This is a genomic window from Pelotomaculum sp. FP (genome assembly GCF_004369245.1).
In the GTDB taxonomy this organism is placed as follows: domain Bacteria; phylum Bacillota; class Desulfotomaculia; order Desulfotomaculales; family Pelotomaculaceae; genus Pelotomaculum_C; species Pelotomaculum_C schinkii.
On sequence record NZ_QFGB01000002.1, the window covers coordinates 116,439 to 140,208 of the forward strand.

The 23,770-nt window shown below is 47.2% G+C and carries 25 protein-coding genes and 2 pseudogenes; 5 read left to right on the plus strand and 22 right to left on the minus strand.

The window, feature by feature from the left end:
- The first annotated feature begins 3 nt into the window (after positions 1–3).
- Together Psfp_RS01345 and rsgA are read left to right on the plus strand one after the other, a co-directional pair.
- A complete protein-coding gene (locus Psfp_RS01345; protein ID WP_134216757.1) occupies positions 4–708 on the plus strand; it encodes an ABC transporter ATP-binding protein in 705 nt (234 codons plus the stop codon).
- Positions 709–915: 207 nt separating this feature from the next.
- Positions 916–1,995 (plus strand): ribosome small subunit-dependent GTPase A, encoded by a 1,080-nt coding sequence (gene rsgA / locus Psfp_RS01350; protein WP_134216758.1) that lies wholly within the window; start codon positions 916–918, stop codon positions 1,993–1,995.
- A gap of 125 nt (positions 1,996–2,120) precedes the next feature.
- On the opposite strand, the gene Psfp_RS01355 is transcribed toward rsgA, so the two are convergent.
- The 14 genes and pseudogenes from Psfp_RS01355 to scfA form a co-directional block, all read right to left on the minus strand.
- Complete coding sequence (locus tag Psfp_RS01355) at positions 2,121–3,689, minus strand: exo-beta-N-acetylmuramidase NamZ domain-containing protein (protein WP_243120417.1); 1,569 nt, start codon at positions 3,687–3,689, stop codon at positions 2,121–2,123.
- Between the two features lie 212 nt (positions 3,690–3,901).
- Positions 3,902–4,762, minus strand: coding sequence for a DUF6544 family protein (locus Psfp_RS01360; RefSeq protein WP_134216759.1), 861 nt, complete (start codon positions 4,760–4,762; stop codon positions 3,902–3,904).
- Between the two features lie 34 nt (positions 4,763–4,796).
- Positions 4,797–5,081 (minus strand): hypothetical protein, encoded by a 285-nt coding sequence (locus Psfp_RS21420; protein WP_190259578.1) that lies wholly within the window; start codon positions 5,079–5,081, stop codon positions 4,797–4,799.
- Positions 5,082–5,181: 100 nt separating this feature from the next.
- The gene (locus tag Psfp_RS01365) at positions 5,182–5,589 is read right to left on the minus strand and encodes a HEPN domain-containing protein (protein WP_134216760.1); all 408 of its coding nucleotides are present in this window, start codon (positions 5,587–5,589) and stop codon (positions 5,182–5,184) included.
- Positions 5,582–5,905 (minus strand): nucleotidyltransferase domain-containing protein, encoded by a 324-nt coding sequence (locus tag Psfp_RS01370; protein WP_134216761.1) that lies wholly within the window; start codon positions 5,903–5,905, stop codon positions 5,582–5,584. Before Psfp_RS01370 ends, Psfp_RS01365 begins: the two co-directional genes overlap by 8 nt.
- Before the next feature lie 282 nt (positions 5,906–6,187).
- Positions 6,188–6,388 (minus strand): annotated as a pseudogene (locus tag Psfp_RS01375) (23S rRNA (pseudouridine(1915)-N(3))-methyltransferase RlmH); the annotation flags it as partial.
- Between the two features lie 288 nt (positions 6,389–6,676).
- The gene (locus tag Psfp_RS01380; RefSeq protein WP_134216763.1) at positions 6,677–7,411 is read right to left on the minus strand and encodes a copper amine oxidase N-terminal domain-containing protein; all 735 of its coding nucleotides are present in this window, start codon (positions 7,409–7,411) and stop codon (positions 6,677–6,679) included.
- Between the two features lie 502 nt (positions 7,412–7,913).
- Positions 7,914–8,396: a 23S rRNA (pseudouridine(1915)-N(3))-methyltransferase RlmH gene (gene rlmH, locus Psfp_RS01390; protein ID WP_134216765.1), complete on the minus strand. Its 483-nt coding sequence runs from the start codon at positions 8,394–8,396 to the stop codon at positions 7,914–7,916.
- Positions 8,397–8,662: 266 nt separating this feature from the next.
- Entirely contained in the window at positions 8,663–9,919 is a 1,257-nt protein-coding gene (murA, locus tag Psfp_RS01395; protein WP_134216766.1) for a UDP-N-acetylglucosamine 1-carboxyvinyltransferase, read from the minus strand.
- 93 nt (positions 9,920–10,012) lie between these two features.
- A complete protein-coding gene (locus tag Psfp_RS01400; RefSeq protein WP_134216767.1) occupies positions 10,013–10,939 on the minus strand; it encodes a hypothetical protein in 927 nt (308 codons plus the stop codon).
- A gap of 232 nt (positions 10,940–11,171) precedes the next feature.
- Positions 11,172–11,759 (minus strand): tetratricopeptide repeat protein, encoded by a 588-nt coding sequence (locus Psfp_RS01405; RefSeq protein WP_192895223.1) that lies wholly within the window; start codon positions 11,757–11,759, stop codon positions 11,172–11,174.
- Between the two features lie 137 nt (positions 11,760–11,896).
- The gene (locus tag Psfp_RS01410) at positions 11,897–13,300 is read right to left on the minus strand and encodes a peptidoglycan DD-metalloendopeptidase family protein (protein ID WP_134216769.1); all 1,404 of its coding nucleotides are present in this window, start codon (positions 13,298–13,300) and stop codon (positions 11,897–11,899) included.
- 227 nt (positions 13,301–13,527) lie between these two features.
- Positions 13,528–14,883, minus strand: a complete 1,356-nt coding sequence (gene scfB / locus Psfp_RS01415; protein ID WP_134216770.1) for a thioether cross-link-forming SCIFF peptide maturase — start codon at positions 14,881–14,883, stop codon at positions 13,528–13,530.
- Positions 14,884–14,936: 53 nt separating this feature from the next.
- Positions 14,937–15,089: a six-cysteine ranthipeptide SCIFF gene (gene scfA / locus Psfp_RS01420; protein ID WP_134216771.1), complete on the minus strand. Its 153-nt coding sequence runs from the start codon at positions 15,087–15,089 to the stop codon at positions 14,937–14,939.
- A gap of 161 nt (positions 15,090–15,250) precedes the next feature.
- Between scfA and Psfp_RS01425 the strand changes: the two genes are divergently transcribed.
- From Psfp_RS01425 to Psfp_RS01435, 3 genes are all read left to right on the plus strand, one after another.
- Positions 15,251–15,466: a hypothetical protein gene (locus Psfp_RS01425; protein WP_134216772.1), complete on the plus strand. Its 216-nt coding sequence runs from the start codon at positions 15,251–15,253 to the stop codon at positions 15,464–15,466.
- 339 nt (positions 15,467–15,805) lie between these two features.
- Positions 15,806–16,477 (plus strand): isochorismatase family cysteine hydrolase, encoded by a 672-nt coding sequence (locus tag Psfp_RS01430; RefSeq protein WP_134216773.1) that lies wholly within the window; start codon positions 15,806–15,808, stop codon positions 16,475–16,477.
- A 46-nt stretch (positions 16,478–16,523) separates the two neighbouring features.
- Positions 16,524–17,972 (plus strand): nicotinate phosphoribosyltransferase, encoded by a 1,449-nt coding sequence (locus Psfp_RS01435; protein ID WP_134216774.1) that lies wholly within the window; start codon positions 16,524–16,526, stop codon positions 17,970–17,972.
- Positions 17,973–18,357: 385 nt separating this feature from the next.
- Here the strand turns inward: Psfp_RS01435 and Psfp_RS01440 are convergent, their stop codons facing one another.
- From Psfp_RS01440 to Psfp_RS01480, 8 genes and pseudogenes are all read right to left on the minus strand, one after another.
- Positions 18,358–18,645 (minus strand): helix-turn-helix transcriptional regulator, encoded by a 288-nt coding sequence (locus Psfp_RS01440; protein WP_134216775.1) that lies wholly within the window; start codon positions 18,643–18,645, stop codon positions 18,358–18,360.
- Positions 18,646–18,667: 22 nt separating this feature from the next.
- Entirely contained in the window at positions 18,668–18,994 is a 327-nt protein-coding gene (locus tag Psfp_RS01445; RefSeq protein WP_134216776.1) for a type II toxin-antitoxin system RelE/ParE family toxin, read from the minus strand.
- Between the two features lie 547 nt (positions 18,995–19,541).
- Entirely contained in the window at positions 19,542–19,994 is a 453-nt protein-coding gene (locus Psfp_RS01455) for a thioesterase family protein (RefSeq protein WP_134216778.1), read from the minus strand.
- Positions 19,906–20,322, minus strand: a pseudogene (locus tag Psfp_RS01460) (DUF4213 domain-containing proteins); the annotation flags it as partial. The gene Psfp_RS01455 and the pseudogene Psfp_RS01460, both read right to left, overlap by 89 nt.
- 118 nt (positions 20,323–20,440) lie before the next feature.
- The gene (locus Psfp_RS01465; RefSeq protein WP_134216780.1) at positions 20,441–20,932 is read right to left on the minus strand and encodes a flavin reductase family protein; all 492 of its coding nucleotides are present in this window, start codon (positions 20,930–20,932) and stop codon (positions 20,441–20,443) included.
- 67 nt (positions 20,933–20,999) lie between these two features.
- A complete protein-coding gene (locus Psfp_RS01470) occupies positions 21,000–21,395 on the minus strand; it encodes an iron-sulfur cluster assembly scaffold protein (RefSeq protein WP_134216781.1) in 396 nt (131 codons plus the stop codon).
- 21 nt (positions 21,396–21,416) lie between these two features.
- Positions 21,417–22,820, minus strand: coding sequence for a thioether cross-link-forming SCIFF peptide maturase (scfB, locus tag Psfp_RS01475; protein ID WP_348981096.1), 1,404 nt, complete (start codon positions 22,818–22,820; stop codon positions 21,417–21,419).
- Entirely contained in the window at positions 22,795–23,622 is an 828-nt protein-coding gene (locus tag Psfp_RS01480) for an MBL fold metallo-hydrolase (protein ID WP_134216783.1), read from the minus strand. Before Psfp_RS01480 ends, scfB (Psfp_RS01475) begins: the two co-directional genes overlap by 26 nt.
- Positions 23,623–23,770 lie beyond the last annotated feature (148 nt).

Consider the following 23,770-nt stretch of genomic DNA (forward strand, 5'->3'; position numbering starts at 1 on the left):
ATTATGTCCAAACATATTGCAAGCTTTTCCAATGTGACCAAAAAATATTTGGGGCAGATAGCCTTAAACAACGTGAGCTTCGACCTGCCTCGCGGGAAAATAATCGCCCTGGTGGGCCCGAACGGCAGCGGCAAATCGACAATTTTAAAACTGACGGCAGGCTTGGTCCATCCCAGCCAGGGTTCGGTAACTGTTAACGGAAAAACTGCCGAACGACGTATAGCCGCGGAGGTGGCCTACCTTTCAGAATTGGACGTTCTTTATCCTTTTTTTACCGTAGCGGAAACTATCAAGTTCAACGCCGGTCTCTTTGCTGACTTCGATGAACAAAAAGCACAGGAGATCCTAAGCTTTATGCAGCTTGACCCGAATAAAAAGGTCAGGCACCTTTCCAAGGGCAACCGCGGCCGGTTAAAAATCCTGCTGGCTCTCTCACGCCGGGCGCCGCTCATCCTTCTGGACGAACCCCTGGCCGGGCTGGATCCTGTGGTGCGGGATTCCATTATAAAATCCATGATCTCCTACCTGAATCTGCAGGAGCAAACGGTGTTCCTATCGACACATGAAGTGTCCGAGGTAGAACCGGTGCTGGATCTGGTCATCTCAGTACATGAAGGGCAGATTAAGGGTATGGACGAAGTGGATCACATCCGGGAACAGTACGGGCTGAGCCTGGTGGAATGGATGAAAGAAACATTGGCAAAATAGCATGCCTATGTTGAAACCAGCCCATGTGCAATGCAAATCAAAATGTGTATAAATGTGATATACTAAAACAAAATGAAAGGAGTTGAATTTTTATGTTTATAACATATAGCGCCGAGTCGGCATCATGCGGGGAGGTGCTTGCAGAGTAGAATATACCCTCTGCCCTCCCCGCTAGTTCACCACAAAAATATGGGAGGACAGCAAAAAATGGCTAAAGCCAATTTATATAAAGTAGGACTGACCGGCCGCTTTGAGCAGGAAGCAACCATGTATGAAGGTTTGCACCTGGCCAGGGTATCGGTACAACATAAAAATTTATACAAGGTAGTTACAGAAAACAGCGAGATACAGGCCGAGGTTTCCGGCAAGATAGACTTTAGCGCGAGGGACAGCTCGGATTATCCCGTTGTCGGCGACTGGGTCATGGTCGACCGGATCGATGACAGCGGCGGCAATGCCATCATTCACCGCATCCTGCGGCGCCAAAGCGCTTTTGAACGCAAGGCGGCAGGCACGTCCAATCAAACGCAAGTAGTAGCCGCTAATATTGATACTGTTTTTATCTGCATGTCCCTTAATAACAACTTTAATCTGCGCCGCCTGGAAAGATACCTGGCAATCGCGTGGGACAGTATGGCGACCCCTGTTGTCATACTGACAAAATCAGACCTCTGCGATGATATCTCGGCCAGACTATCGGAAGCGCATTCTGTTGCCCCGGGTGTTGATGTACTGGTGACCACGAGCATGGGCGATGAGGGGTATGCCGCGGTAAACAGATATCTCGGCCAAGGCAAAACAGCAGCCTTCATCGGTTCCTCCGGCGTCGGGAAATCCACCTTGATCAACCGCCTGATGGGGGAAGAAATACTTGTGACCTATGAAACCGGTGATGACGACAAAGGCAGGCATACCACCACCCACAGGCAGCTGATCGCTCTTCCAAACGGCGGTGTGGTCATAGACACTCCCGGTATGCGTGAGCTGCAATTAGAAAATGCCGACCTGTCCAAGTCATTTGCCGACATAGAGGACCTGGCAAATTACTGCCGCTTCAATGATTGTAAACATCAGAACGAGCCGGGCTGCGCAGTAAAAACAGCGATTGAAAAAGGGATTCTCTCAGCAGAACGTCTTGGCAGCTACCAAAAGCTACAGACCGAGCTGAGCTATCAAGGGTTGAACTCCCGCCAGCTTGAGCATGAAAAGATCAACCGGATGTTTGGCGGCACGGGCGGCATGAAGCAAGCAAGATCGTTTTTCAAGGAAAAGAACAGGCAGAGGTAGAAAAAGACGAGGATTACTGAGGCATAAAGCTTGTCAAAGAAAGCATATCTGCCCTTGGCAACAAACTCCTGCAAGAGTTTCCCTAAACCTTTGCAGGAGTTTTACTTATGTCCGATATAATTTCGTTATTCAGACTCAATGCTTACGGTCATCGTGTCCTGATTCCAGTCAACTTCAGCCCCCAGTGACTCGGCCACGTACCTTACAGGCAGCATGGTGCGGTCATTGCGAATGACCGGGCAGGTATCCATCGAGACCCTCACTCCGCTAAAGACCGCCGTATTGCTGTCGATCGTAAAGAGGCTTTCCTTATCGTCCCTCCGGATGGTAACAACCCTGGTTTGACCGTTCCAACCCACTTCGGCGCCCAACGCTTCCGCGATCGCCCGCAGGGGAACCATGGTACGGTCATGCTCGTCAATATACGGGGCGGAATCAAATGGGATTACCCTGGCGTTGACCACGATCTTGATCTCTTCTCTGTTTTTATCAGGAAGCAAGCTGTCTCCGTCTCCATAAATAAGGTATTGCTTGCGTTCTTCAATAAAGCGTTGCAAGTCTGGTTCGTACGCCGCCTTGATCTGCTGGGGGGACAACCCCTGCTCCAAAAATTGGCCGATTTTATCCGTACCCATTATCTTATCAAACATCACTACCGTTTCACCACTTTTGGGAACCTCGAATCCGTTTAAGCCATGGGCATAGGTAAGGGCGTAAATCCCGGTCAGGGCCGGGTTAAACCTGTGATAATCAGTAATCTTCAGCCGCACCCCGCCGGACGCTCCTCTGTCTTCGGGAATAAAGGTCACGCCAGGCAGACCGGAACCGTTCAGTAAACCGGCAAAACTTTGAGAATCCACACCTTTTCCGCCAATCCATTTAAAGTTGTCCGCCTGAGAAATCCCCGTACCCTCCCCCAAACCGGTGGCCATATAGCCAAAAACTGCATCCAGGTCAGGGATATGCGGCGACGTGGGAACCCACTGGAGTCCGGTATCCTGGAAGACCATCGACCGGTTGTAACCATCCATGGGGACCACGGTGAGTTGGGCGCCGATTTTGCGGTTAAAAAATTGCGCCAGTTCCCCAGCGGTCATTCCGTGCGCCATGGGCAGGTTATCCACCCCGACAAAAGTGCGATATGCCTCTTCCAAAACAGGCCCCTCAGCGATTACCCCCCCGACCGGGTTTGGCCGGTCCAGGACAATGATGGCTTTACCGTATTTTTGGGCCGCGACCATACAGTAATTAAGGGTGGACATGTAGGTGTAAGACCTGGCTCCGATGTCCTGCACGTCAAACAGGAGGACATCGACGCCTTCCAGCATCTCCTCCGTTGGCATCCTGGTCTGGCCGTACAGGCTGTACACCGGAATCCCCAATGCCGGGTGGACATATGACTCCACATACTCACCTGCCGGGGCTTGCCCGTCAATGCCATGCTCCGGCCCGTAAAGGGCTGCGAGCTGAATGGTTTGATCCCGTGACAGTACCTCAATCGTGCTTTCACCCCGGCTGTTCACACCGCTTTGATTGGTAACCAGGCCCACTCTTTTCCCTTCAATTAAGTCATGTTGAGAGCTCATCAGGACTTCACTGCCGAGCTTCACCGGAGCAGCTTCCAGCGGAGCGGTAAATTGCAAAACCAGCAGCGGTATCACCACCAGCAGCATCAGGGTAATCTTTTTTACCACAACATCAGCTCCCCTTTTTACCCAAAATCTGGTCCGCCACAAATTATGCGCATGAAATTTTCACTAATCCAGCGGACAAGTTTGGCCCAGATTACCACACAACCTACCTTTAATCAAGCTCCAGAAATGTCCAAGACTCTGCAATATGAGGAGCATTGTTGGGCCGGCGTCTTTTCTCTGTACGACAGGCAGGTTATATAAAATATATGTCTCTATTGTCCTTGACTTGTACAATTATACTCGATTTCTTTGATCTCAGCCCTGGCATAACAGTAATCACCCTCGGGGAAAGACCATATGGCTTCTCCGCCAGCTGAAATCTTTATCCCGTTATAGTCTTTATACTCTTTGACCGGAGTTGACCATCTAACCTTTTGATAGGATTTTCCAGTCGGCGAATAATACCTGTCGTCTGAAACAAAGTTTACTAACGCACCTTTTTCATTGAAATACAATAACGCAGATATTTTGCAGCCGTTGTTATTGAAGGTTGCTTTCACTGTCGACGGATCAACGGTTTCCCATTCTATTCTCTTATCGATGAGACTGGCGGGCGCCAGTATACACATGTCATTGAATACCGTCACTGTTTCACCTTGATTCATTTCCTCGCCCCTGCCATCGGCAACTGTAATCAGGCCTGCCAATTTAACCAGCATCGTAGCTTTTGCATCGGCGTATTTATGCAAGCCAATAACCGGGAGCCCAAACATTCTCATCTGTAAAAAATAAAGTCGTGTAGTATGATCCAACTCACTAAACTGCATGGCGGCCATCTTAGCCCAACTTTTCTTCGGGTCGGTTTTAAACTCTCCATCAAATGCAACCCTGAAATTCCTTACTTTTTCCTTACCTATCGCCCCGACATATATAAGGTATTTTTGAACAGGCGCAGGCAAGTGTTTTATATCCTGGTGAGTTAGAATACTGCTGCTTGTTTCCGAAGCACCTATTAAAGCCTTTGACGCCTCTGCTTTATACATTCTCTTGAGATCCTGTGCTTTATAGATTAGAAATGAGATAACCAAAATTAGGAAGAATAATATTATTGTAAAAACATACTTTTTGGCCATTAAATATACCCCTTACAATCATATAGTTTGGATTCTATGAATTAGCGGGTTGAACCGTAATACTACACCCATTAAGCGCTGAAACGCAGGTATCCGCATCGACCACTCCGTTAACTGCAATTGCCACTTGTGAGCCGACACCGGCAGTCATGTTGACATTATAATCTATCATATAAACACCTGTGGTATCAACTGTAAGAGTGGCGGTCCCCGCAGTGTGGCTGACGCCGGTTAATGAACCGTTATTGCTAAAAAGTATGTCGGCTCCCCCAAGGACGGTAGCATCCAGTACGGTGGCAAGTTGATAGGATCGAATAATTTATATATTTCAAAGCAAAAAGCCATCGTTTTCTTACGATAGCTCAGTGGAAATCAACATTTATTTTTGGCTAGAATGAAGGAATGTCCTGCGATTATACTTAGTCCTGTTTCCCCGGTGCCATTCTCGGTGCCAGGACTAGAACAAAATCTCGAATTGCTTTTGCGCTGTTTAGTGCTTGCCACATATCTTGCTCTTCCAGCATCATCTCCATTGGATACCTCGAATGGACACCATATGCAGTCAGGTCGGAGCAGTTGTCGGCTATATTTTTAAAGGTTTCGGACAATCGCGTACAAAGCTTGCACAATTCGTCTAGATCATGTATCTTAGGCGGGTTTTGGCCGCATAAAACAAGATATCCTTTTAGATACTTTTCAGCAGATTGCTGGCAGTGATAACAAATGATTTCAATTGGAACAGGATGCATTTTGAGAAGATATTCGGCACTGTCTAAATCCATTGCAGCAAATCTCTGCCATTCCTGTGCTTGTGTTACGTTATCCATACAGCATCATCCCCTCCCTCACAATTTGCCGCTCAATACTAGGGGTAGATTTGAGCTGATTAAACTTATCTTTTTTGCCTACCATAACATCCACAGGCATTGTTTTTTTATCCCGAATCGCTTTGCGAATTAGTCTCATCGCATCAATTTCTCTAATGTTAACATTATCCGACATTACAACATAAAGGTCTAAGTCCGAATCAGCATGCGGCGTACCGCCTGCATAGGAACCAAACAGGAATATCTGTTCTACAGGAACAGTTTCTACTATGATATCTTTTAGGATATTCAACTCATCCTGTATTCGTTTTTCCATATTGGCACCTCCATCTATTTCAGCAATATCTTTGTCTTTTAATAAGTAATTATATCATAAAATTTTCCATCTAGCTATAACATTCACCAGTCAAAATCCGTCAGATAATCAACCGGCTGCGTGATATCATCTTCAATCTCTTTTGAGCACTCAAGGGTTACCCAAGAACAGCAAATTAATAAAGAGCAGCAAACCCTCTATCCATCAGCCTTTCGCCCTCTCCAATTTCACAACTGCCTCTACATGGTGCGTATGCGGAAACATATCTTACAAAAAACGCCGTTACTTGTGGTACGGTTCACCCCTGGAAATCTTGAACCAGCGGTAAATCTGCTCCAAGAGGATTACCCGCATCAGTTGGTGGGGAAAGGTGAATCTGGAGAAAGCAAGCTTCAGGTCGGCCCGTTCCAGCACTGCCTTGGCCAGGCCCAGGCTGCCACCGATAACAAAGAGCAACTCGCCCCGGCCTTCCAATGCCAGCTTGTCCAGCATTTTGATAGAATTTTTATCTGGTAAATAATACCTGTCGTCTGAAACGAAGTTTATTAATTCCGCCATAAAATACCGTATTACAACTTTTTGCCGTATTTCTCAATGTCAACCCGCCTTAAGGGGTGTGCTCTGTATTTTGCGCCGGGGTTGCTTGCGCATAAAAAAAGAGCTGCAAGGTTATCGCCTCACACCTCGTTTCCCCTGGTTTGTCTGCTAAACAACTGAAAAAATATATCCGTCAAAATTAATGGGATTCCATTCTGGATACCCGATGTTGCCTTATAAAGAAAAGCAGGAATATAAAGGGTGCTGCTTCTTTGTGATGGAATATGAAACATTCCCTTCTACCTCGTATTGATATTCGGAAATAAGCTCTCCGGTTTTAAAATCAAACAAGTAATTATATTTTTTTTGCTCTTGCTGAACCAATGCATACCAGCATATTTGATTCAATTCCTTGTTGTTTATCGCCAGGTATAAGTCTGTGACATCCTCCCGTTTAACTCCCTTTTCCTGTAAGATTGCATAAATTTTCTCCTCCGAAACTCCATCCTGCAGAAGCACAGAACCGTCCACTTCTATAGTTTCTAAATAAGGGTCCTTAGATAGCCATACAGCTTTGCTATTGCCCTCCCAATCATATCCTGTAACCATCGTGTCCGCTGGTCCATATTCAGCAAAGCGAATATAAACGACGCGAATATTCTCGGCATATTTTAAAAGGTTTTGTTGCAAAACGTATTGTTTGGCTTCTTCGGGAGAGCAGTAATCTTGTCCTCCTACTTTAACATCAAATAATTTATAATATTTTTCGGTTGATTGAAAGCTGTCAGAAAAATTCCCCTCCGATAGTATCAATACCGTTTGGTTTGCTTCGTCCCAATCCACTTTTGCCCCCAGTGCCGGAGCGACGAAACGGACGGGCACAAATGTGCGGCCGTTCAGAAGGACCGGCACCTGGTCCCAAATACCATAACATTTATGGTAACAGGTATTCCGAAATTGGAGCGTCATTGCTAATTTTTATTACTTTATGCAATTTGTAGTAAAAATGTTCAATTTTTATTTAGTAGTAAATGTTGACGGCGAAAGCAGCAAAAAGCTGACGGAATTTTCTGACCGGTGCTGCCGGAATAGATGACCGCTGTTCCAGAAATGCAAAAATGGTAAGATGACTGTAAGATGCCGGAACATCAGAGGAAGCTGTGGAGAAATACAGAAAAATTGACGGGAAGATCGGTCAGGGGTACTTCAAAGCGGCCAAACAGTGAGGGGCTGCGATATATTGCTGGATGCCTGGGAAGATATTAAGGACGTTATGGCGGATAACAATATTAAAGATTTACCTGCACTGGAACAGAAATATAAGTGGACCGAATTTGTAATGAATTATGTACAGACAATATAATAGCGAAGTATCGAACCGGCAAGTTTACCTGGTCTGCGGCAGCACCGACTTAAGAAGATCCATTGACGGGCTGGCGGTATTGATTAAAGAAGCATTCTCGTTGAACCGTTACTTGTGGTACGGTTCACCCCTGGAAATCTTGAACCAGCGGTAAATCTGCTCCAAGAGGATTACCCGCATCAGTTGGTGGGGGAAGGTGAACCTGGAAAAAGACAGCTTCAGATCGGCCCGCTCCAGCACAGCCTTGGCCAGACCCAGGCTGCCGCCGATCACAAAGATCAGTTCTCCCCTGCCTTCCAGCGCCAGCTTGTCCAGGATTTCCGCCATCTCTTCGGAGGTCTTTGCGCTCCCCCCCGGATCCAGGACAATCACAAAGGCGCCCGGACGCAGGCGGCTTACAATACGCTCGCCCTCTTTCTGCTTAACTTTTTCCAGGCCATGCCCGGTCAGGTTTTCACTAAAACCCTCGTCTTCCACTTCAACGACGTTGATGCGGGCATAAACGGACAGCCTTTTTAAGTATTCGGCTGCCGCCTCGGTCAGGTACCTCTCCTTCAGCCGGCCTACGGCCAGGATGGTAATATGAAACATGATTTCCCTCCAAAAGAACTAATTCGCGCCTGGTGACCTATAGGCTTACGTTAGCAATGATTTTGAGTCCCAATTAAAGAGTAAGTGAATCCGAAGCAAGGCTCGGGAACTGTTCGAGTGACGGAGTGCCGGTAAGTCCCCCGGCTTAAGGGGGAATTCGCTCATACAATTATAAGGGTCGGACATGAGCCGCTGGCATAAGCTCACAGAGCACTCATGCAGAACATAAATTTATTACCAAAAAACAAAAAGCGTGTTGCCACGCTTTATTTTCTCCAGATTGTCGCTCCCAGTGAGGTTAATTTTTTTTCCAGGTCGTAATAGCCCCGGTCAATGTAGCCGGCGTTGCCGATTTCCGTTTCCCCGTTGGCCATCAGGCCGGCCACAATCAGGGCTGCCCCGGCCCGCAGGTCGGTGGCCTTGACCTGCGCCCCCTGCAGGGAGGGCACTCCCTCGATGACCGCCATGCGGCCTTCCACTTTGATCCGTGCACCCATGCGCTTGAGTTCGTCGGCAACCATAAAGCGGTTCTCAAAAATATTTTCAACCACTACGCTGGTCCCCGGCACCGTGGAAAGCATGGCCATCAACTGCGACTGCAGGTCCGTGGGGAAACCGGGGTAAGGCATCGTTTTAATGTCAATGGAACGCAAGGGCTGGTTCGCGCATACCCGGATGGTATCCTCCTCCTCATACACTTCGACTCTTGCCTCCCGGAGCTTGGCGGTCAAGGGCTGGAGGTGAATTGGAATGAGGTTTTCCAGTACGACGTCACCGCCTGTGGCCGCCGCCGCGACCATAAAGGTCCCGGCCTCGATCCGGTCCGGTATGACGGAGTAGCGGGCGCCCCCCTCCAGAAAGGGTACCCCGTCTATCTTAATCACATCCGTACCGGCGCCCCGTACTTTAGCTCCCATGGTGTTAAGAAAGTTGGCCAGGTCGACTATCTCGGGCTCCTTGGCCGCGTTTTCAATCAGTGTCTGCCCCTCGGCCAGGCAGGCGGCCATCATGATATTTTCAGTGGCTCCGACGCTGGGAAAATCAAGGTAAACCCTGGCCCCCCTGAGCCGTCCGGGGGCATTACCGCGGATGCAGCCGTGTTCCAGGGACAGTTCCGCGCCAAGCCCGGACAGTCCCTTAAAATGCAAATCCATAGGACGGATGCCGATATTGCAGCCGCCCGGCAGCGCCACTTCAGCCTCGGAGAAACGGGCCAGCAGAGGACCCAAAAGAAGGTTGGAGGCCCGCAGTTTCTTGACCAGCTGGTAGGGCGCCTCGTCATTAACCTGTTCCGGAGGAGTTACCCGCAGGGTATCCGGCCCGTCCCAGCCGGCGGAGGCCCCCAGGCTCTTGATAATGCCAAGCATAAACCGCACATCACTGATGTTCGGAATATTTTCGAGCACAACTTCATTTTTACATAGAAAGGTGGCGCACAAAACAGCCAAAGAAGCGTTTTTGGCGCCGCAAATTTTCAAGCGGCCACGGAGGGGCCTGCCTCCGGCTATGACTATACTGTCCATGAAGTCCTCCTGTTTATGTTGCTGCCTTTCAACCACTTATTTAACTATTCGTCTCAACTGCCGTTATTCCTGCGCCGCTTCAGGAGGAGGGCATCAAAATAAATCCCGCCGGGGCGCCTTAGTCATAGCCCAATCCTGCCAGCCGGCTTCAAACTGGGCCTCATCGAGACGCAACACCTTAGCGGCCGCCTGGTTGAAATCCAGGCACTGCCCCAGTTCAGCTATGAGCTGGTGAAGAGCTGGTTCCCCGGCATAGCTCACAATAAAACGCACCGCTGCCAGTGACTCCCCGTAGGCCTTGGTTTGATTGGGCAACTGGTCAAAACGCCCGGTAAGATCGCGCATACTGTAAAAAGGCGGCTTCAGAGAGCTGGTCGCGTCTTGTAATTCAAAGCCGGTTAGCTTGTATTCCTCATACTGAGCGACTCCTTCAGTAAACCAGCGGGGGTAGTTGCCCCCGGTCAGGTAATCCACCACCAGGTGGGTCAATTCGTGGGCCATAGGTCCGGCAGTTTTAAAGACTTCAGCAATACGCCCGGCCTCTTGTTGTTCCACCCAGACCCCCGGCGACAGGACCCGGATCGCCCCGGCCCAGTAAACACCCATGGCGCTTTCGTCAGCTTCCCAGCCAAAGCTTTTGTTTAAAGCTTCGCGGGATGAATAAAGGATAATAGGGATCCTGCCGCGCGGGGTAAAGTTAAACTCCTCCGTAACCGGCCGGTAAAAAAACTCCGCCGTGTCCAGGACTAACTCAGCCTCGACACGGTCCTCCGGCCTGAACTTTATATAATAGTGCTCGGAAGTTAATTTTTCCAAATGCCAGGTCCCGAGGATGGTATGGACCTTGACCAGCTCGCGGATAGCGGCATAACTGTAAGATTTTATACCGGCCGGTATATTCCAGAAAAGAGCGGCCAGTAAAATAAAAGCTGCAGCCAGAGCCCTCATCACTCGAAACCAGGACGCTCCCCAGGGGCGGCCGGAAGCACGATCGATATTATCCTGCGCTGCAAGTTTCATAGCCGGCCTCCTAATTAGTCATTTAATCAGTCTAATTATAAAGCCGGGGGATAAGCCCGTCCAAGCGGAAAATACTTCATAATGCAGGGAGTACCGCGGCAACGGCATGATTGTCTAATAAATAATTACGGCCTGACCCACTTGTTTTTAAGTAACGGGTCGAAAATTTCGTAAAAAAATCACGGCAGAGAGCGTTGGGCCAACCCTGCCGTGGTCGGTTACATAGTGAAACTTACTGGGCCGGTGCGGTTTTCCATTCATTGATAATCTGTTTGGCTTTCTCTACATCGGGACCTTCCTTCGCCAGCTCAATAAATTTCTCAAGCTCCTGTATGCCGCTTTGATAATCTTTGACTCCCGTACCCAGGACGATCCCGTAGAAATAGCGGGCGTCTTTGTTGTCCGGTTCATTTTTCAACAACTCCTGCAGTTGCGCTACAGCAAGGTCATATTCGCTGCTGTAATAGTAAATAGTTGCCATATCGTAACGGGCTTCGCTATTCTGGGCATCCAGCGCCAGCACCTGTTCGTAGGTCTTCGTGGCCTGGTCGGGAGCACCGACGTAAAAATAGGCCTGGGCCAGTTCCAGCAGAACATTTACATCCCCCGGATTTTCCTGGGCCTGTTTTTCCAGCTCGGACAACCTCTCCTGAAGCGTCTGGTGTGCAGTGTCGGCGCCCTGTACACCGCTATAATCAGGCTGACTGGAAAATAGTCCCGCGAGTGGTATGACCAGACCAATGGCGATAAGTATGGTTACGAACAGAAAAATCCCTTTGTGGAATTTTTTTCTAAATGTTTTTTTATTAAACAATTCCATCACCTTACTAACATTATAGCATTGACGCATTTAAAGACAAGTATTTTTGGTTGGAAACCAATTTCCCGGAAGGATACTGGAGCTTTCCAATTTTAAACCGCCAGAGCAACCCCCTGGCGGTTTAAGCTTAACATATTTTAAGGCAAGTAATTGACCGGGTTGCGTGGCTGTCCAGCCATCAGCACCTCAAAGTGCAAATGCGGCCCTTCGGAACTTCCGGTTGACCCCACCAAACCTATCAACTCACCTCGTTCAACCGTCTGTCCATTGCTGACCTCAATTGAAGAAAGGTGGGCATAATGTGTGACCAGGCCTCCCCCGTGGGAAATTTGCACGGCCTTGCCATAGCCGCCCTCCCAACCGGTGGAAATCACTGTTCCTCCGGCTGCAGCCACCACCTTGTACCCGTAGCCGGCGCCGATATCAATGCCTTCATGCATTCTACCCCACCGCATGCCGAAGGGGGAGGTAATGCCGCCGGAACAAGGCCAACTAAGCCTCCCGCCGCCACGTGACGCCAGCATGGTTACGGAGCCCATGGCTACCACCTCAGTTGTGGCCTCACGTATGATTTTTTGATCGAGCACCTGTCGCCCTGTCTCAAACCCGTTTTCCCTTGTAATCAAGTATGTAACTGTACGCTCACCCGGTTCACCCGCCGTGAGCACTTTCTTCTCACCCAGCAGCAGCTGGTCGTCCTTTTTCACCTCGACCTCATATGGTATCTCTTCGTTCACGGTTACCTGCCGGGTGGCCACCACCGTAAGCAGGGGCGCCGCCTTGCTGAGATAAAGCGACTGTCCGATGCTGATATTATCGATGTCGATGCCCGGGTTTGCCATCGCAATCTGGTCCACATCGATATTGACCGCGCGGGCAATATCCCACAGGGTATCCCCGTCTTTGATAACGTACTGCTCGATCTTATTGGTTCCCAGTAAGACCGTTTTTTTGGCTGTCTCGAGGTCCAGGACGCTGTCTATCGCAGAGCTCGTTTTAACCAGCTCGACATTTTCTTTGATGGACGGATGTTCACCTGCTTCCACCGGGTATAGCGTCTGCAACCAGGCCAGCAAAGTTTCGGCATCTTCCTTTTCTTTGATGAAAATCTTTTCCTCGCCGTTAATGACTATGGCCGTGCATTCGGTGCTGAAAGTAAGCGTCTCGTTCAGCCTTGCTTGCAAGGTTTCCCGCTCAAGCAACTCTTCAGGTTGAACTTTAATTGCCTTATATGATATCTTGCCGGCTACCTTGACGGATCCACCGATCTCACCGGACTTCTGTTTAAGCACTTCACCCAGGGCTTGCCTTGCGGTTTTTTCGTTTGCAGCCACTGCAACGGTCTTGCCGTCCACCATCACAGCGCAAGCGTTACCTCCAAAGATGGCATAGGCGATGAGCGCCAGTACCAGGTAGCCCGCCACACCCATTACCACCCGGCGAAATATGCTTTGCCTTGCTAACCACTGCCTAAAAACACCGCTAAAAGCTTTATTATTTAGCCCCGGAAGGCGCCGCAATCCTTCAAACCTTGGCGGCAAATCGGTCAGCTCCTTTCTGCGCAATTAGTAGCATATATTGTAAAAAATTGCAGATTATAGCGACTACATGAGGAAAAAAGATGTTTCATTATAACATGGTAACGGCGCCAGCGTAAAACATCTTTCTTTATAGCAAACGGCTCAATCAACACAATATTGCAGGGAAACATGTTGTATTTGGTCTAATTGGCAAATAAACCGTCCAGCAGGAAAAGGCTGCATATTTCTCAGCCCGCCTGACTGCTTTCCATGACTTTCAAATACAGAGCGCACTCAAGTCGTTTCTTCATTAATGCGCAGCCCAGGCGGTAAGGCTGGAAAATAGAGCCGTTAAAAAGCTCGGCGTTGGCATGACAACCCCCGCTGCAGTAAAACTTAGCCCAACAATCTGCGCAGTCTTCCATGTTATATACATGGGCGTTTCTGAAAACGGCTTCAATGTCGCTGTTAACCAGTCCCTCCCTGACGTTTCCCATAAGAAAGCCTGGCCTTCCGACAAACTGGTGGCAGGGGTACAGGTCGCCGTTCGGAGCCACTGCCAGGTACTCATACCCCGCCCCGCATCCGGTCAGACGCTTGGGTAAGCAAGGACCGCCTTCCAGGTCGATGTTGAAGTGAAAAAAATCCACAGGCCTGCCTTCTTTCCGGCGCAGCAGGAGTTCTCGCGCCAGCTGCTCATACTGGCTGAAAAGGGCAGGCAGGTCCTCTTCACGGATAGCGTAGTCTGCTTCACCGGTCGCTACCACCGGTTCCACCGACAGATTTTTGTAGCCGAGGTCGGCCATGTGCAGAACGTCAGCGCAAAAATCAAGGTTGAAACCGGTAAAGGTACCGCGGATGATATAGTTTAAACCATCCCGCGAATTCACGAAACTCCGGATCCGTTTCAGCACCAGCTCATATGAGCCTCCTCCAGCGGGCGTCGGGCGCATTTTATCATGTACCTCACGCCGTCCGTCCAGGCTCAGTACCGCGCTGATCCCTTCCTGGTTGAGGTAATGGGAGATTTCACTATTGAGCGGCAGGGTATTGGTAGTCACCGTGAACTGTATTTCCTTGCCTTTTTCCCGGCCACGCAGCCTCCCGTAAGCAACCAGTTCCTTCAACACCTGAAAATTCAATAAAGGCTCTCCACCAAAAAAATCTATGTTCAGGTTCTTACGGCTGCCCGACCTGCCGATTAGAAAATCTATGGCGGACCGCCCGATCCCGGCCGGCATCAGCTCATCAGCCCCACCAAAACGCCCTTGCCCGGCAAAGCAGTAGCGGCAGCTCAGGTTGCAGGAATGTGCCAGATGCAGACAGAGGGCCTTGGTAATGCCTCCCGCCGGCGGGTTATATTTACCTTCGTAGGGGTCCGGGCTGAACAGCAAGCCGCTCCGTTCCAGCTGTTCAATTTCTGCAACCGCCATATCAACTTCATCACTATCGTAACGCCTGCAAAATTTTTCTAAAAACTCCGGCCTGGCCAGTGCCTTGTATTCATCCAGCATCAGCCAGGCCAGTTCATCCACTTCATGGACAGCGCCGCTATGCACATCCAGCACTATCTTCGTTCCGTCAAATTCAAACTTATGCAGCAAAAATTTCAAACCTCCCAAAAAAAAGCCTTATCCCCGGGGACAAGGCTTTTTAGCTACTTATCTGTTTTCTTCGCACATGCCTGATTTCCCACCGTACACGAGGTCTTGCAGGCGGACTGGCAGGAAGTCTGGCATTCACCGCAACCGCGACCGGCAACATCAGCCGCGAGCCTGGCGCTGTTGATTGTCCTGATATGCTTGCCCAATTTTACCTATCCCTCCTTCCTAAACATTATAATGGATCGGGTTGGCCTGCGCAACAGGGTGAAAAAGTAAAATAACCACAGATGCAGGTAAGAAATTCAAATTTTCCAGCGAATATTGTATATGCCTGTAAGAAATGATAAAATAATAGCGGGTGGTAGTAATGGTAATTTTTAGAATCGGCAACCTGAAACTGGTTAACAAACTGCATTTCTATCTGGGCTACCTGGTTTCCGGGTTTGTCAACGGAGGCAGTTGGAAACTGGAAAGGATCACGGAGTTAACCGCCAAGGAAAAAAGAAGGATATTAATCCGCAACATGTCTACCTACGAAGAGCTGTTCTCAAGGCAGGAACAGCGTTTAAACGCCAACCCTTAAGCCTCCTGAAACAGCTTCTGATCTCCAGCCCCGGGGCAGGCAGTTCCGGGTTAATCTTGTCCCCGGCAACCTTAACCCCAAAAGCATAAAAACTAGAAAAAATCTTAAAGGCGTATCTATGGTACGGCTTTTTCTTCATTTCCACTTAGTTATTATACGGTTTTAATAATGAAACCTGGCACTGTTGCTTTTTAAAAATTCACCCCGGCAAATTCCATTTTAAATGGATATGTGAAATAAATAATCATCTCAAAAACATTACATGGTGCTATAGTTTGACTAAACCTTATCAAACATGGTTTACTAGATCAAAGTGTTTTTTAAAAGGAGTCATGCGACATGCCCCTGCAAAAAGATAGCATAGTTAAGAACTGTGCCGATAGCCTGGTCAATATCCTGTCATCTCTGGAAGATTTACCCATTCTCAAGCTCGACGGGCTTGAACCGCAAAAAACAGCGCTGGTGGTAGTAGATATGATCAACGCCTTTGCCAGAGAGGGGCCGCTCCAGAGTCCCCGGGTTAACGCTCTAATCCCTGCCGTAGCAAAGCTGGTAAGGCTGTGCCGGAGCCGAGGGATTACGGTCCTGTCCTTTGCTGACTGCCATACCACTGAATCGCCCGAATACGATGCCTTTCCAGTCCATGCCCTGACTGGAACTTCAGAATGCGAAATTGTCGACGAGATTAAGGAAATCGGAGACTATACCCTGATTCATAAAAACTCGACCAACGGCTTTTTGGAGGAATCATTTCAGGAATGGCTGATAGATAACCGGCAGATAGAAAATTTTATCATTGTGGGCGACTGTACCGACATCTGCATCCAGCAGTTCGCCACCTCACTGAAAGCAGATTTCAACCGTAAAAACCAGCGCAGGCTGGTGGCTGTCCCCGTGGACGCTGTGGATACCTATGACCTGGGACCTCACAATGGTGATCTGACACACATGATGGCGCTTTATTTTATGCAGGAGAGCGGCGTGAAACTCTATAGTTCAGTTGAGGATTGAACCATCGGCTGCATATTTTTGATGATTGTGGAGGGGGGAATGGAACTTGCAGTACGATAACATGTCTCTTCACACCGATAAGTACCAGGTCAATATGATGTACGCTTACTGGAAACATGGTACGGAGAACAGAAAGTGTGTCTTTGAAGCTTTTTTCAGAAAGTTGCCTTTCGGCAACGGCTTTGCGGTTTTCGCAGGTCTGGAAAGGATTATCAGCTACATCAACAATCTCAGGTTCACCGAAGAGGATATCGCCTATTTGGCCGAGCAGGAGGAAAATTACGAGCCCGGTTTTTTCGACGAGCTGAGAAAATTCAGGTTCAGCGGCAATTTGAAAGCGGTCAGGGAGGGCACGCTGGTCTTTCCCAACGAACCGCTGGTCCAGGTGGAGGCGAGGATTTTTGAGGCTCAGCTGGTAGAAACCGCCATCCTGAATTTTATTAATTTCCAGACCCTGGTTGCAACCAAAGCCGCCAGGATCAGACAGGCGGCCCCCAACGACGTCCTGATGGAGTTCGGCACCAGGCGGGCACAGGAAGCCGACGCCGCTATCTGGGGAACCAGGGCCGCCTATATCGGCGGCTTTGACTCCACCTCCAACCTCCTGGCCGGGAAGATGTTCGGCATTCCCAGCAAGGGCACTCACGCCCACGCCTGGGTCCAGGCTCACGGCACAGAGGCAGAGTCCTTTATCAACTACGCCAAGGCTTTACCTGATAACGTTATTCTGCTTGTGGATACCTACGACACCCTGAAATCAGGCCTCCCCAACGCGATTAAAACCGCCAAATACATGGAGTCTGTGGGCAAGAGGATGAAAGGAATCCGCCTCGACAGCGGAGATCTGGCCTTCCTTTCTATCGAATGCCGCAGGATGCTGGACGAGGCCGGCCTGAATTACGTCCAAATCGTTGCGTCCAACGACCTGGACGAAAATAAAATATGCTATTTAAAAGCCCAGGGAGCCAAAATAGACAGCTGGGGAGTTGGCACCAGGCTGATTACCTGCGCGGACGACCCGGCGCTAACCGGCATCTACAAGCTGGCCGCCAAGGAAGAGCGCGGAGTTTATGTCCCGACCATCAAGATCTCGAGCAACCCTGAAAAAGTTACCATACCCGGTTATAAGACAGTGTACAGGATTATCAAGAAGGATACGGGCAAGACTGGGGGCGATTACATCGCCATGGCGGATGAGGACGTACGGAGCCTGGGCCGCATTAAAATGTTTGACCCTGTACACACCTGGCTCTATAAATATGTAACCGGTTTCGAGGCGGTTGAACTGCTCGAACCTATATTTATTGACGGGGAGCAGGTGTTTGACCCGCCGTCCCTGAAAGAGATTAAAAACCATCACAAAAGCCAACTGTCCCTCTTCTGGCCGGAGTACCTGCGCAGTCTCAACCCCGAGGTTTATCCCGTCGACCTGAGCGAAAAGGTCTGGAATACCAGAATGGAACTGATTAAACAGTACACCAAACAGAGAAATTAAGTTATTAGCTGCGGCCGGAGGTCGACCAGGCTGCCAGGTGACCCAAAATACAATGTAAAGATGATGTTTTTAGTTCTTAAGTCAGACGAAAATGATGCTCAGGCGTAAAAAAACCCTCACAAAGATTAAATAATCTTTATGAGGGTTAAATTTTCTTGGAGCGGGTGACGAGGATCGAACTCGCAACCCTCAGCTTGGGAATTTGAGGAAACAAGAAAAATGTAAGAGTCACAAACAGAAGACACCTTAAATAACGCGGTTTTACGGGTTCTATGAACGCAATGTACAACTCATTATAAAAGCAAAAATTAAATCGCGTTGTCGTCACAGTTGTTGTCAGAACATTTGTTTGCATATTTAAATTCATCATGAACGAGTAAAAAAATCATTTGGAGACAAGTTCTAATTTAGTGTCCAGAGCATCGGCGATTTTAACCAGGTTTTTGTAATTCGGAGGGTATTCTCTTTTTTCTATACGGGATACCATCTGTTGGGTCAAGCCGGATTTATCAGCAACGTCTTTCTGCGTCAATCCTTTTGCTTTCCTGGTTTTAATTATTTGAGCAATTAAATCAAGCTCTGCACTTGCTTCCCGGAACGCTTCTTTAAATTCCGGGTCTTTCTCGCTTTTTTCTTTTATTATTCTGCTAATGTCTATTTCCTTGAACGGCATCACAACCACTCCTTTAATATTTCTAACTTAATACTTCCTTCATCCTTTTTTCAGCCGTTTCAATCTCGAATAACTCTGCTTTTCCTTTCTGTTTTTTGCAAGCGTGAAGCAGATAAACGCTTCCCTGTTCAACCACAACGTAAAAAATCCGGTTTTTCGTGCGGAACTTAATCTCCCATAACTTGACTTTAATTTGCCTTGTAGTTAGGCCCTCCAGAGCGTCAAATCCTTGATTTGAAAGCCTTTTGATTATAGCATATCCGAGCGCTGATTCGTCCTTGGGTAAGCTGTCCAGGTATTCTAGGATTAAATCTTTACCTCCGCTTGTGTGGTAGGTAAATACTCTCATTGGGTAGCCTCACAATATATTATATTTTCAATCTAAGAAAAGTATACATCATCCATGATGTATACTCAATAAATATTGCGCTAATTATATGAACTATTTCGCTAAAAAGGCTTTGGCCCGGTCCGGATCGTACCGGTCTGGTCTGCACCGGCCTGTTTTGGAACCAAAACCGTGATTAGAAAACAGGATAAAAAAACCACTTACGGAAAACCGTAAATGACTGTTTTTATTTGGGGTAGGGATAATAATTTTTCTCTCTTTTATCGTAGATTCCTTATCTTAAATTAAACGGTAAACTTTTATGATAAAGTACATCTGGATCTAGCGTAGCTCCGTCAGGCCATTCTATGGTCCTGCCCGACACGTACACCTGTTTAAATAACCCAGGGTCGTTTGCTATTCCCTCAAAAACGCTTCCTACTTTAAAAAGTTGACTCATGTCCATTTTTTCGCATTTTACCTATTTATCCGGTTATTGAAAAAGCAGATGGCCTTGTTAAGCTTTTATTGATCCCAGGCCATCTGCTCTGAGTTATTGAATTAAATTTTAGTAAACCTTTGTTTTTTGGTTTACAATTGTCTTACCAGTCTTTGAACTTTTAATTAACAGGGAATACACATCCGGAACTGTTTTTGCTGCATTGACAGGTTTTAATGCCTTATCTGTCCATGCATGCATAGTTTCGCCCGTGGCTAAAAGCTTATGATTTACGGCATTTACCACCTGATACGAAAAATACAAACGAACGCGGGAAATTTGCTTAAGGCTTGTGAGAACCATAATTTCATCTTCATATTTTGCGGGACTTTTAAATTGACAATTCATTTCATACAAAGGAAGAAGAATACCCTTCGCCTCGATGTTTGTATTGGAAACCCCGGCCTTTTTTAAAAAGTCCGTTCGCCCGGCTTCAAACCATACCACATAATTGGAATGATGAATAATCCCCATCTGGTCCGTTTCCGCATATCTTGCTATAAATCTGGTTTCTGTCTGCATTACCTGGCGCCTCCTCCCAGATAGTTCTGATAAAGTTGGATAGAATCGGGTTAAACTCTCCGACCATGCCGAATATATTCGATTCGTGAAGCGTAAAAGCATTTAATACGTTTCCAGTATCCCAATTTTTTCCCGGATCGTTTATTACGGCATTGGCAGCGGCAAGCCCGATCGCAGCTTTAAGCCGGTCACTTTCCTTTGCCCACGGTATGATTTTATCAGCGTTCATTCCGATAAGATTGCCGGCAACGTCCAGAATCACGCAACAGCTTCCGAGTTCATTCCTAAAAGTATACGCAAGCCCGCAGGCACCGCCTTCGAGCATAACGCAGGTATATCCCCATCTATAACCTTTCTGCTTTGAACCATAGCAAGAGCTTGATCAATTCACTCATCAACAATCATGATTTATTCCTTGCTGGTTGCATAAACATATTTACAACCGTTTAAAGAAATTTTATCTGCGAAAAATCAATATTACCTTCAATGTCCGTAAGCTTTGCATCAGCATGAACATATTCAATTCTGCCAATGAACATTTCATGCGAACCTGTTACAATGGAATCAACCACTTTGCATTCGATATTAACAGGGCAATCGGGCAGGATAGGGGCATTGACTTTCTTGCCATCCTGGAGCCGAACATTCATAGCTGACAATTTATCCCCGTCCCGCTTGCTGTGGCTTCCTAGATAATCAAAGGTTTTCTGATAGCTTTTGTCAACAAGGTTTACTACAAAGCATCCGGATTCTTTGATCATCTGATAGGAATACCTTGTCGGAACAATGCCAACCATGACCATAGGCGGGGCATAGCTGCAATTACCGCAATATCCCACTGCCAATACATTGTTTTCTCCGTTTAAACCCCGGCAGGAAACGAGCACCTTCGGCATTGGCTGGAGGCAGGATTTCATATTGGCCTGTTTTTTCGTCATTTTACAAGAATCCTTTCTAAAAGATGTTTTTTATGTAATTAATAATTTAAAACCGCTTAATTTTTAATCAAGCTTCTTCAAGCTTTGATGTCCGGGCATGATATTTTTCAATTGCGTTTTTCAGCGCCGTCGACCCAAGCACGGAACAATGCATCTTGTGCTCAGGAAGCCCGCCAAGGGCGTCTGCAATATCGGTATCAGTGATCTTCAATGCTTCTTCCAAAGTTTTCCCTTTTGCAAGCTCCGTTGTCATACTGCTTGTTGCTATAGCTGCGACACATCCAAACACTAAAAAGCTAATATCCGTAATCACGTTATCTTTCACTTTAATATAAATCGTAAGACTGTCGCCGCAGCCGGGGTCTCCGCAGGTTCCTTCACTGTCCGCGTCAGGCATGCTTCCAACATTCCTCGGGCACATAAAATGCTCCATTACCAAATCTGTAAATACATCGCAACACATATCACGTCCTTTCGTAAAAAGTTAAATGGCCTTATCGCCCTTTAATACCTGTATCATAATTGCACATTCAATCCTTTTCTTTTGGAGAATACAGGAAAGCTCATTGGGCTCTGAAATACTGCTGTTAGAAAAATATGCGTTTGCGTGACATCCACCAGAACAAAACAGCTTCGCCCAGCAATCCCTGCATTTTTCTTTGCTAAGGATATTATTTTTCATGAATTCATTGCACTTTTTACTGTTATTGATACCGGAATACACATTCCCGATAACAAACTTATCCTGTCCGACAAACTGGTGACATGGATACAAATTCCCCTCGGGGGACACTGCCAGATACTCATATCCGGCTCCGCAGGCGGTTACTCTTTTAAACAAACATGGTCCGTCGTAAAGGTCGATATTAAAATGATAAAAGCGGAACTTACGATCATCGGATAACCGCCCGATATATTGAAATGCCAGATTTTCGTATTCTTTTAAGATTTCCGGGATATCGGATTCCTTGAAATATAAATCTTCCGCTGAGCCTACCACAGGTTCGACGGATATCTCCTTAAAACCCATATCTGCAAGATGCATGACATCTTTTGAGAAGTCTTTATTCCTTGCCGTAAAGGTGCCGCGAATAAAATAGCTTTTACCGTTTCTTCCGGCAACAAGCTCTTTGGCCAGTGGCATAACCTTATCGTAGCTCCCACGGCATGCCCGGTCGTGGCGAACCGCATCATGGACCTCTTTTCGCCCGTCAATGCTTATTACAACGTTATCCATGTTCTCATTGATATAATTAATTTTTTCTTTGTCGAGTAAGGTGCCGTTTGTTGTAATCGTAAAATAGAAATGCTTACCGGTGATCTTTTCAACCTTCCTGCCATAGGCGACGGTTTCTTTCACCACATCGAAATTCATCAACGGTTCACCGCCGAAAAAATCAATCTCTATGTTACGTCTGCCTTTTGAATTCCGGGCAAGATAGTCTAGGGCTTTCAGCGCGACGTCTTTGCTCATTAACATGCGCCCGCTGTTATAATCTCCGCTTGATGCAAAGCAGTATTCGCATCGTAAGTTACAGTCATGGGATACATGCAGGCAAAGGGCCTTCAAACAGTTATTCATCTGCTTTGAGCCTACAGCCTCTTCCAGACTTTTTATAGAAGAAAAAAGCATACCCTGTTCATTCAGGGATTTTATTTCATTGTAAGCTTCGCTGATTTCATTGACGGTGTATTTCTTTCTAAGTTTTTCTTGTACGTTTACCAGCGAAGGCATTTCATTTGTATCTTTCAGCATATGATAGGTTATATCGTCAAGCATATGAATGCTTCCACTGTTTCCGTCTATTGCAATGTTATATCCGTTAAGCGAATAAGTATGAACCACAAAAATCCGATCTCCTTTACAACTCCAAAGAATCACCCGCACACAAGGGAAGGCACCGATCGCCCAAAAACCGTTTCATTTCACAGATAGCGAATATGCCCGTACAGTGCAAGGGGATAATCCTTTGTATATTTAAATCAAGCATTGCTTGCATAGTCATTTGCAGGCGCAGCGGGCTTACGCTGTTCAAATGCATCCCGGCCACCAATGTATCAATTTTTTTGCCGGGAAACTGCTTTATAGCGTAATTCAAGCAGTTTACAACACCGGGATGACTGCACCCGAGAAATATACAAAGCCCTTTACCGGTATCAAAGATAAGCATCTGTTCATCTTTCATCATATCAACAGACTTATCCACATCATCCCCGGTATAAAATCCTTCAGGAACTCCTTCAAAAGCTAGGGTGCTTGGTATTTCTCCACAGAGATTAACACCGGGAGCTATCTGCAAATTCTTTCGGGTAAACACTATATTGTTTTTTATAAAGCTATAATCATCAAACGACCAGGGGATGCCAACCTCTCGACAGCTCTTTCCGTCAGCGTTTTGTGCATACCTTTTTGCGAAGACAAACTCATGCACATAAACCTTCGGGAACCTATCTGTCTTCGGAAAATGAATCAAGCCGCCGCAATGGTCATAATGGCCGTGGCTGAGCACAATACAGTCGGTTTTATTGAAATCCATATCCATTTGTGCAGCGTTACGGCAATACACATCGGACTGGCCTGTATCAAACAAAATATTGGCTTTTTCATGCTCAATATAGATGGACAAACCATGCTCCGCAAGAAAGCCGCGTTTATTCGTCCTATTATCCGTAAGGATATGCATTTTCATATATTAAACAGCTCCTTAGCCATCAATAAACATAAATTGTGGGCTTATGCCCACAACAATTATTTTAGTACAATTATGATCATATGTCAATATCTATACTTAAAACATATCTTAACTCAAAACAAAGATAAATAAAAAAACAAGGCCA

Excerpts from the sequence above, each read along its gene's own strand:
- rsgA (WP_134216758.1), top strand. The coding sequence starts at position 916 with ATGGCTAAAGCCAATTTATATAAAGTAGGACTGACCGGCCGCTTTGAG.
- rlmH (WP_134216765.1), bottom strand. The coding sequence starts at position 8,396 with ATGTTTCATATTACCATCCTGGCCGTAGGCCGGCTGAAGGAGAGGTAC.
- Psfp_RS01405 (WP_192895223.1), bottom strand. The coding sequence starts at position 11,759 with ATGGAATTGTTTAATAAAAAAACATTTAGAAAAAAATTCCACAAAGGG.
- Psfp_RS01465 (WP_134216780.1), bottom strand. The coding sequence starts at position 20,932 with ATGACGAAAAAACAGGCCAATATGAAATCCTGCCTCCAGCCAATGCCG.
- Psfp_RS01470 (WP_134216781.1), bottom strand. The coding sequence starts at position 21,395 with ATGTGTTGCGATGTATTTACAGATTTGGTAATGGAGCATTTTATGTGC.
- Psfp_RS01440 (WP_134216775.1), bottom strand. The coding sequence starts at position 18,645 with ATGCCGTTCAAGGAAATAGACATTAGCAGAATAATAAAAGAAAAAAGC.
- Psfp_RS01400 (WP_134216767.1), bottom strand. The coding sequence starts at position 10,939 with ATGAAACTTGCAGCGCAGGATAATATCGATCGTGCTTCCGGCCGCCCC.
- Psfp_RS01370 (WP_134216761.1), bottom strand. The coding sequence starts at position 5,905 with ATGGAAAAACGAATACAGGATGAGTTGAATATCCTAAAAGATATCATA.
- Psfp_RS01360 (WP_134216759.1), bottom strand. The coding sequence starts at position 4,762 with ATGGCCAAAAAGTATGTTTTTACAATAATATTATTCTTCCTAATTTTG.
- Psfp_RS01425 (WP_134216772.1), top strand. The coding sequence starts at position 15,251 with ATGGTAATTTTTAGAATCGGCAACCTGAAACTGGTTAACAAACTGCAT.
- Psfp_RS01445 (WP_134216776.1), bottom strand. The coding sequence starts at position 18,994 with ATGAGAGTATTTACCTACCACACAAGCGGAGGTAAAGATTTAATCCTA.
- Psfp_RS01480 (WP_134216783.1), bottom strand. The coding sequence starts at position 23,622 with ATGAAAATGCATATCCTTACGGATAATAGGACGAATAAACGCGGCTTT.
- Psfp_RS01365 (WP_134216760.1), bottom strand. The coding sequence starts at position 5,589 with ATGGATAACGTAACACAAGCACAGGAATGGCAGAGATTTGCTGCAATG.
- Psfp_RS01455 (WP_134216778.1), bottom strand. The coding sequence starts at position 19,994 with ATGCAGACAGAAACCAGATTTATAGCAAGATATGCGGAAACGGACCAG.
- Psfp_RS01430 (WP_134216773.1), top strand. The coding sequence starts at position 15,806 with ATGCCCCTGCAAAAAGATAGCATAGTTAAGAACTGTGCCGATAGCCTG.
- Psfp_RS01345 (WP_134216757.1), top strand. The coding sequence starts at position 4 with ATGTCCAAACATATTGCAAGCTTTTCCAATGTGACCAAAAAATATTTG.
- murA (WP_134216766.1), bottom strand. The coding sequence starts at position 9,919 with ATGGACAGTATAGTCATAGCCGGAGGCAGGCCCCTCCGTGGCCGCTTG.
- Psfp_RS01380 (WP_134216763.1), bottom strand. The coding sequence starts at position 7,411 with ATGACGCTCCAATTTCGGAATACCTGTTACCATAAATGTTATGGTATT.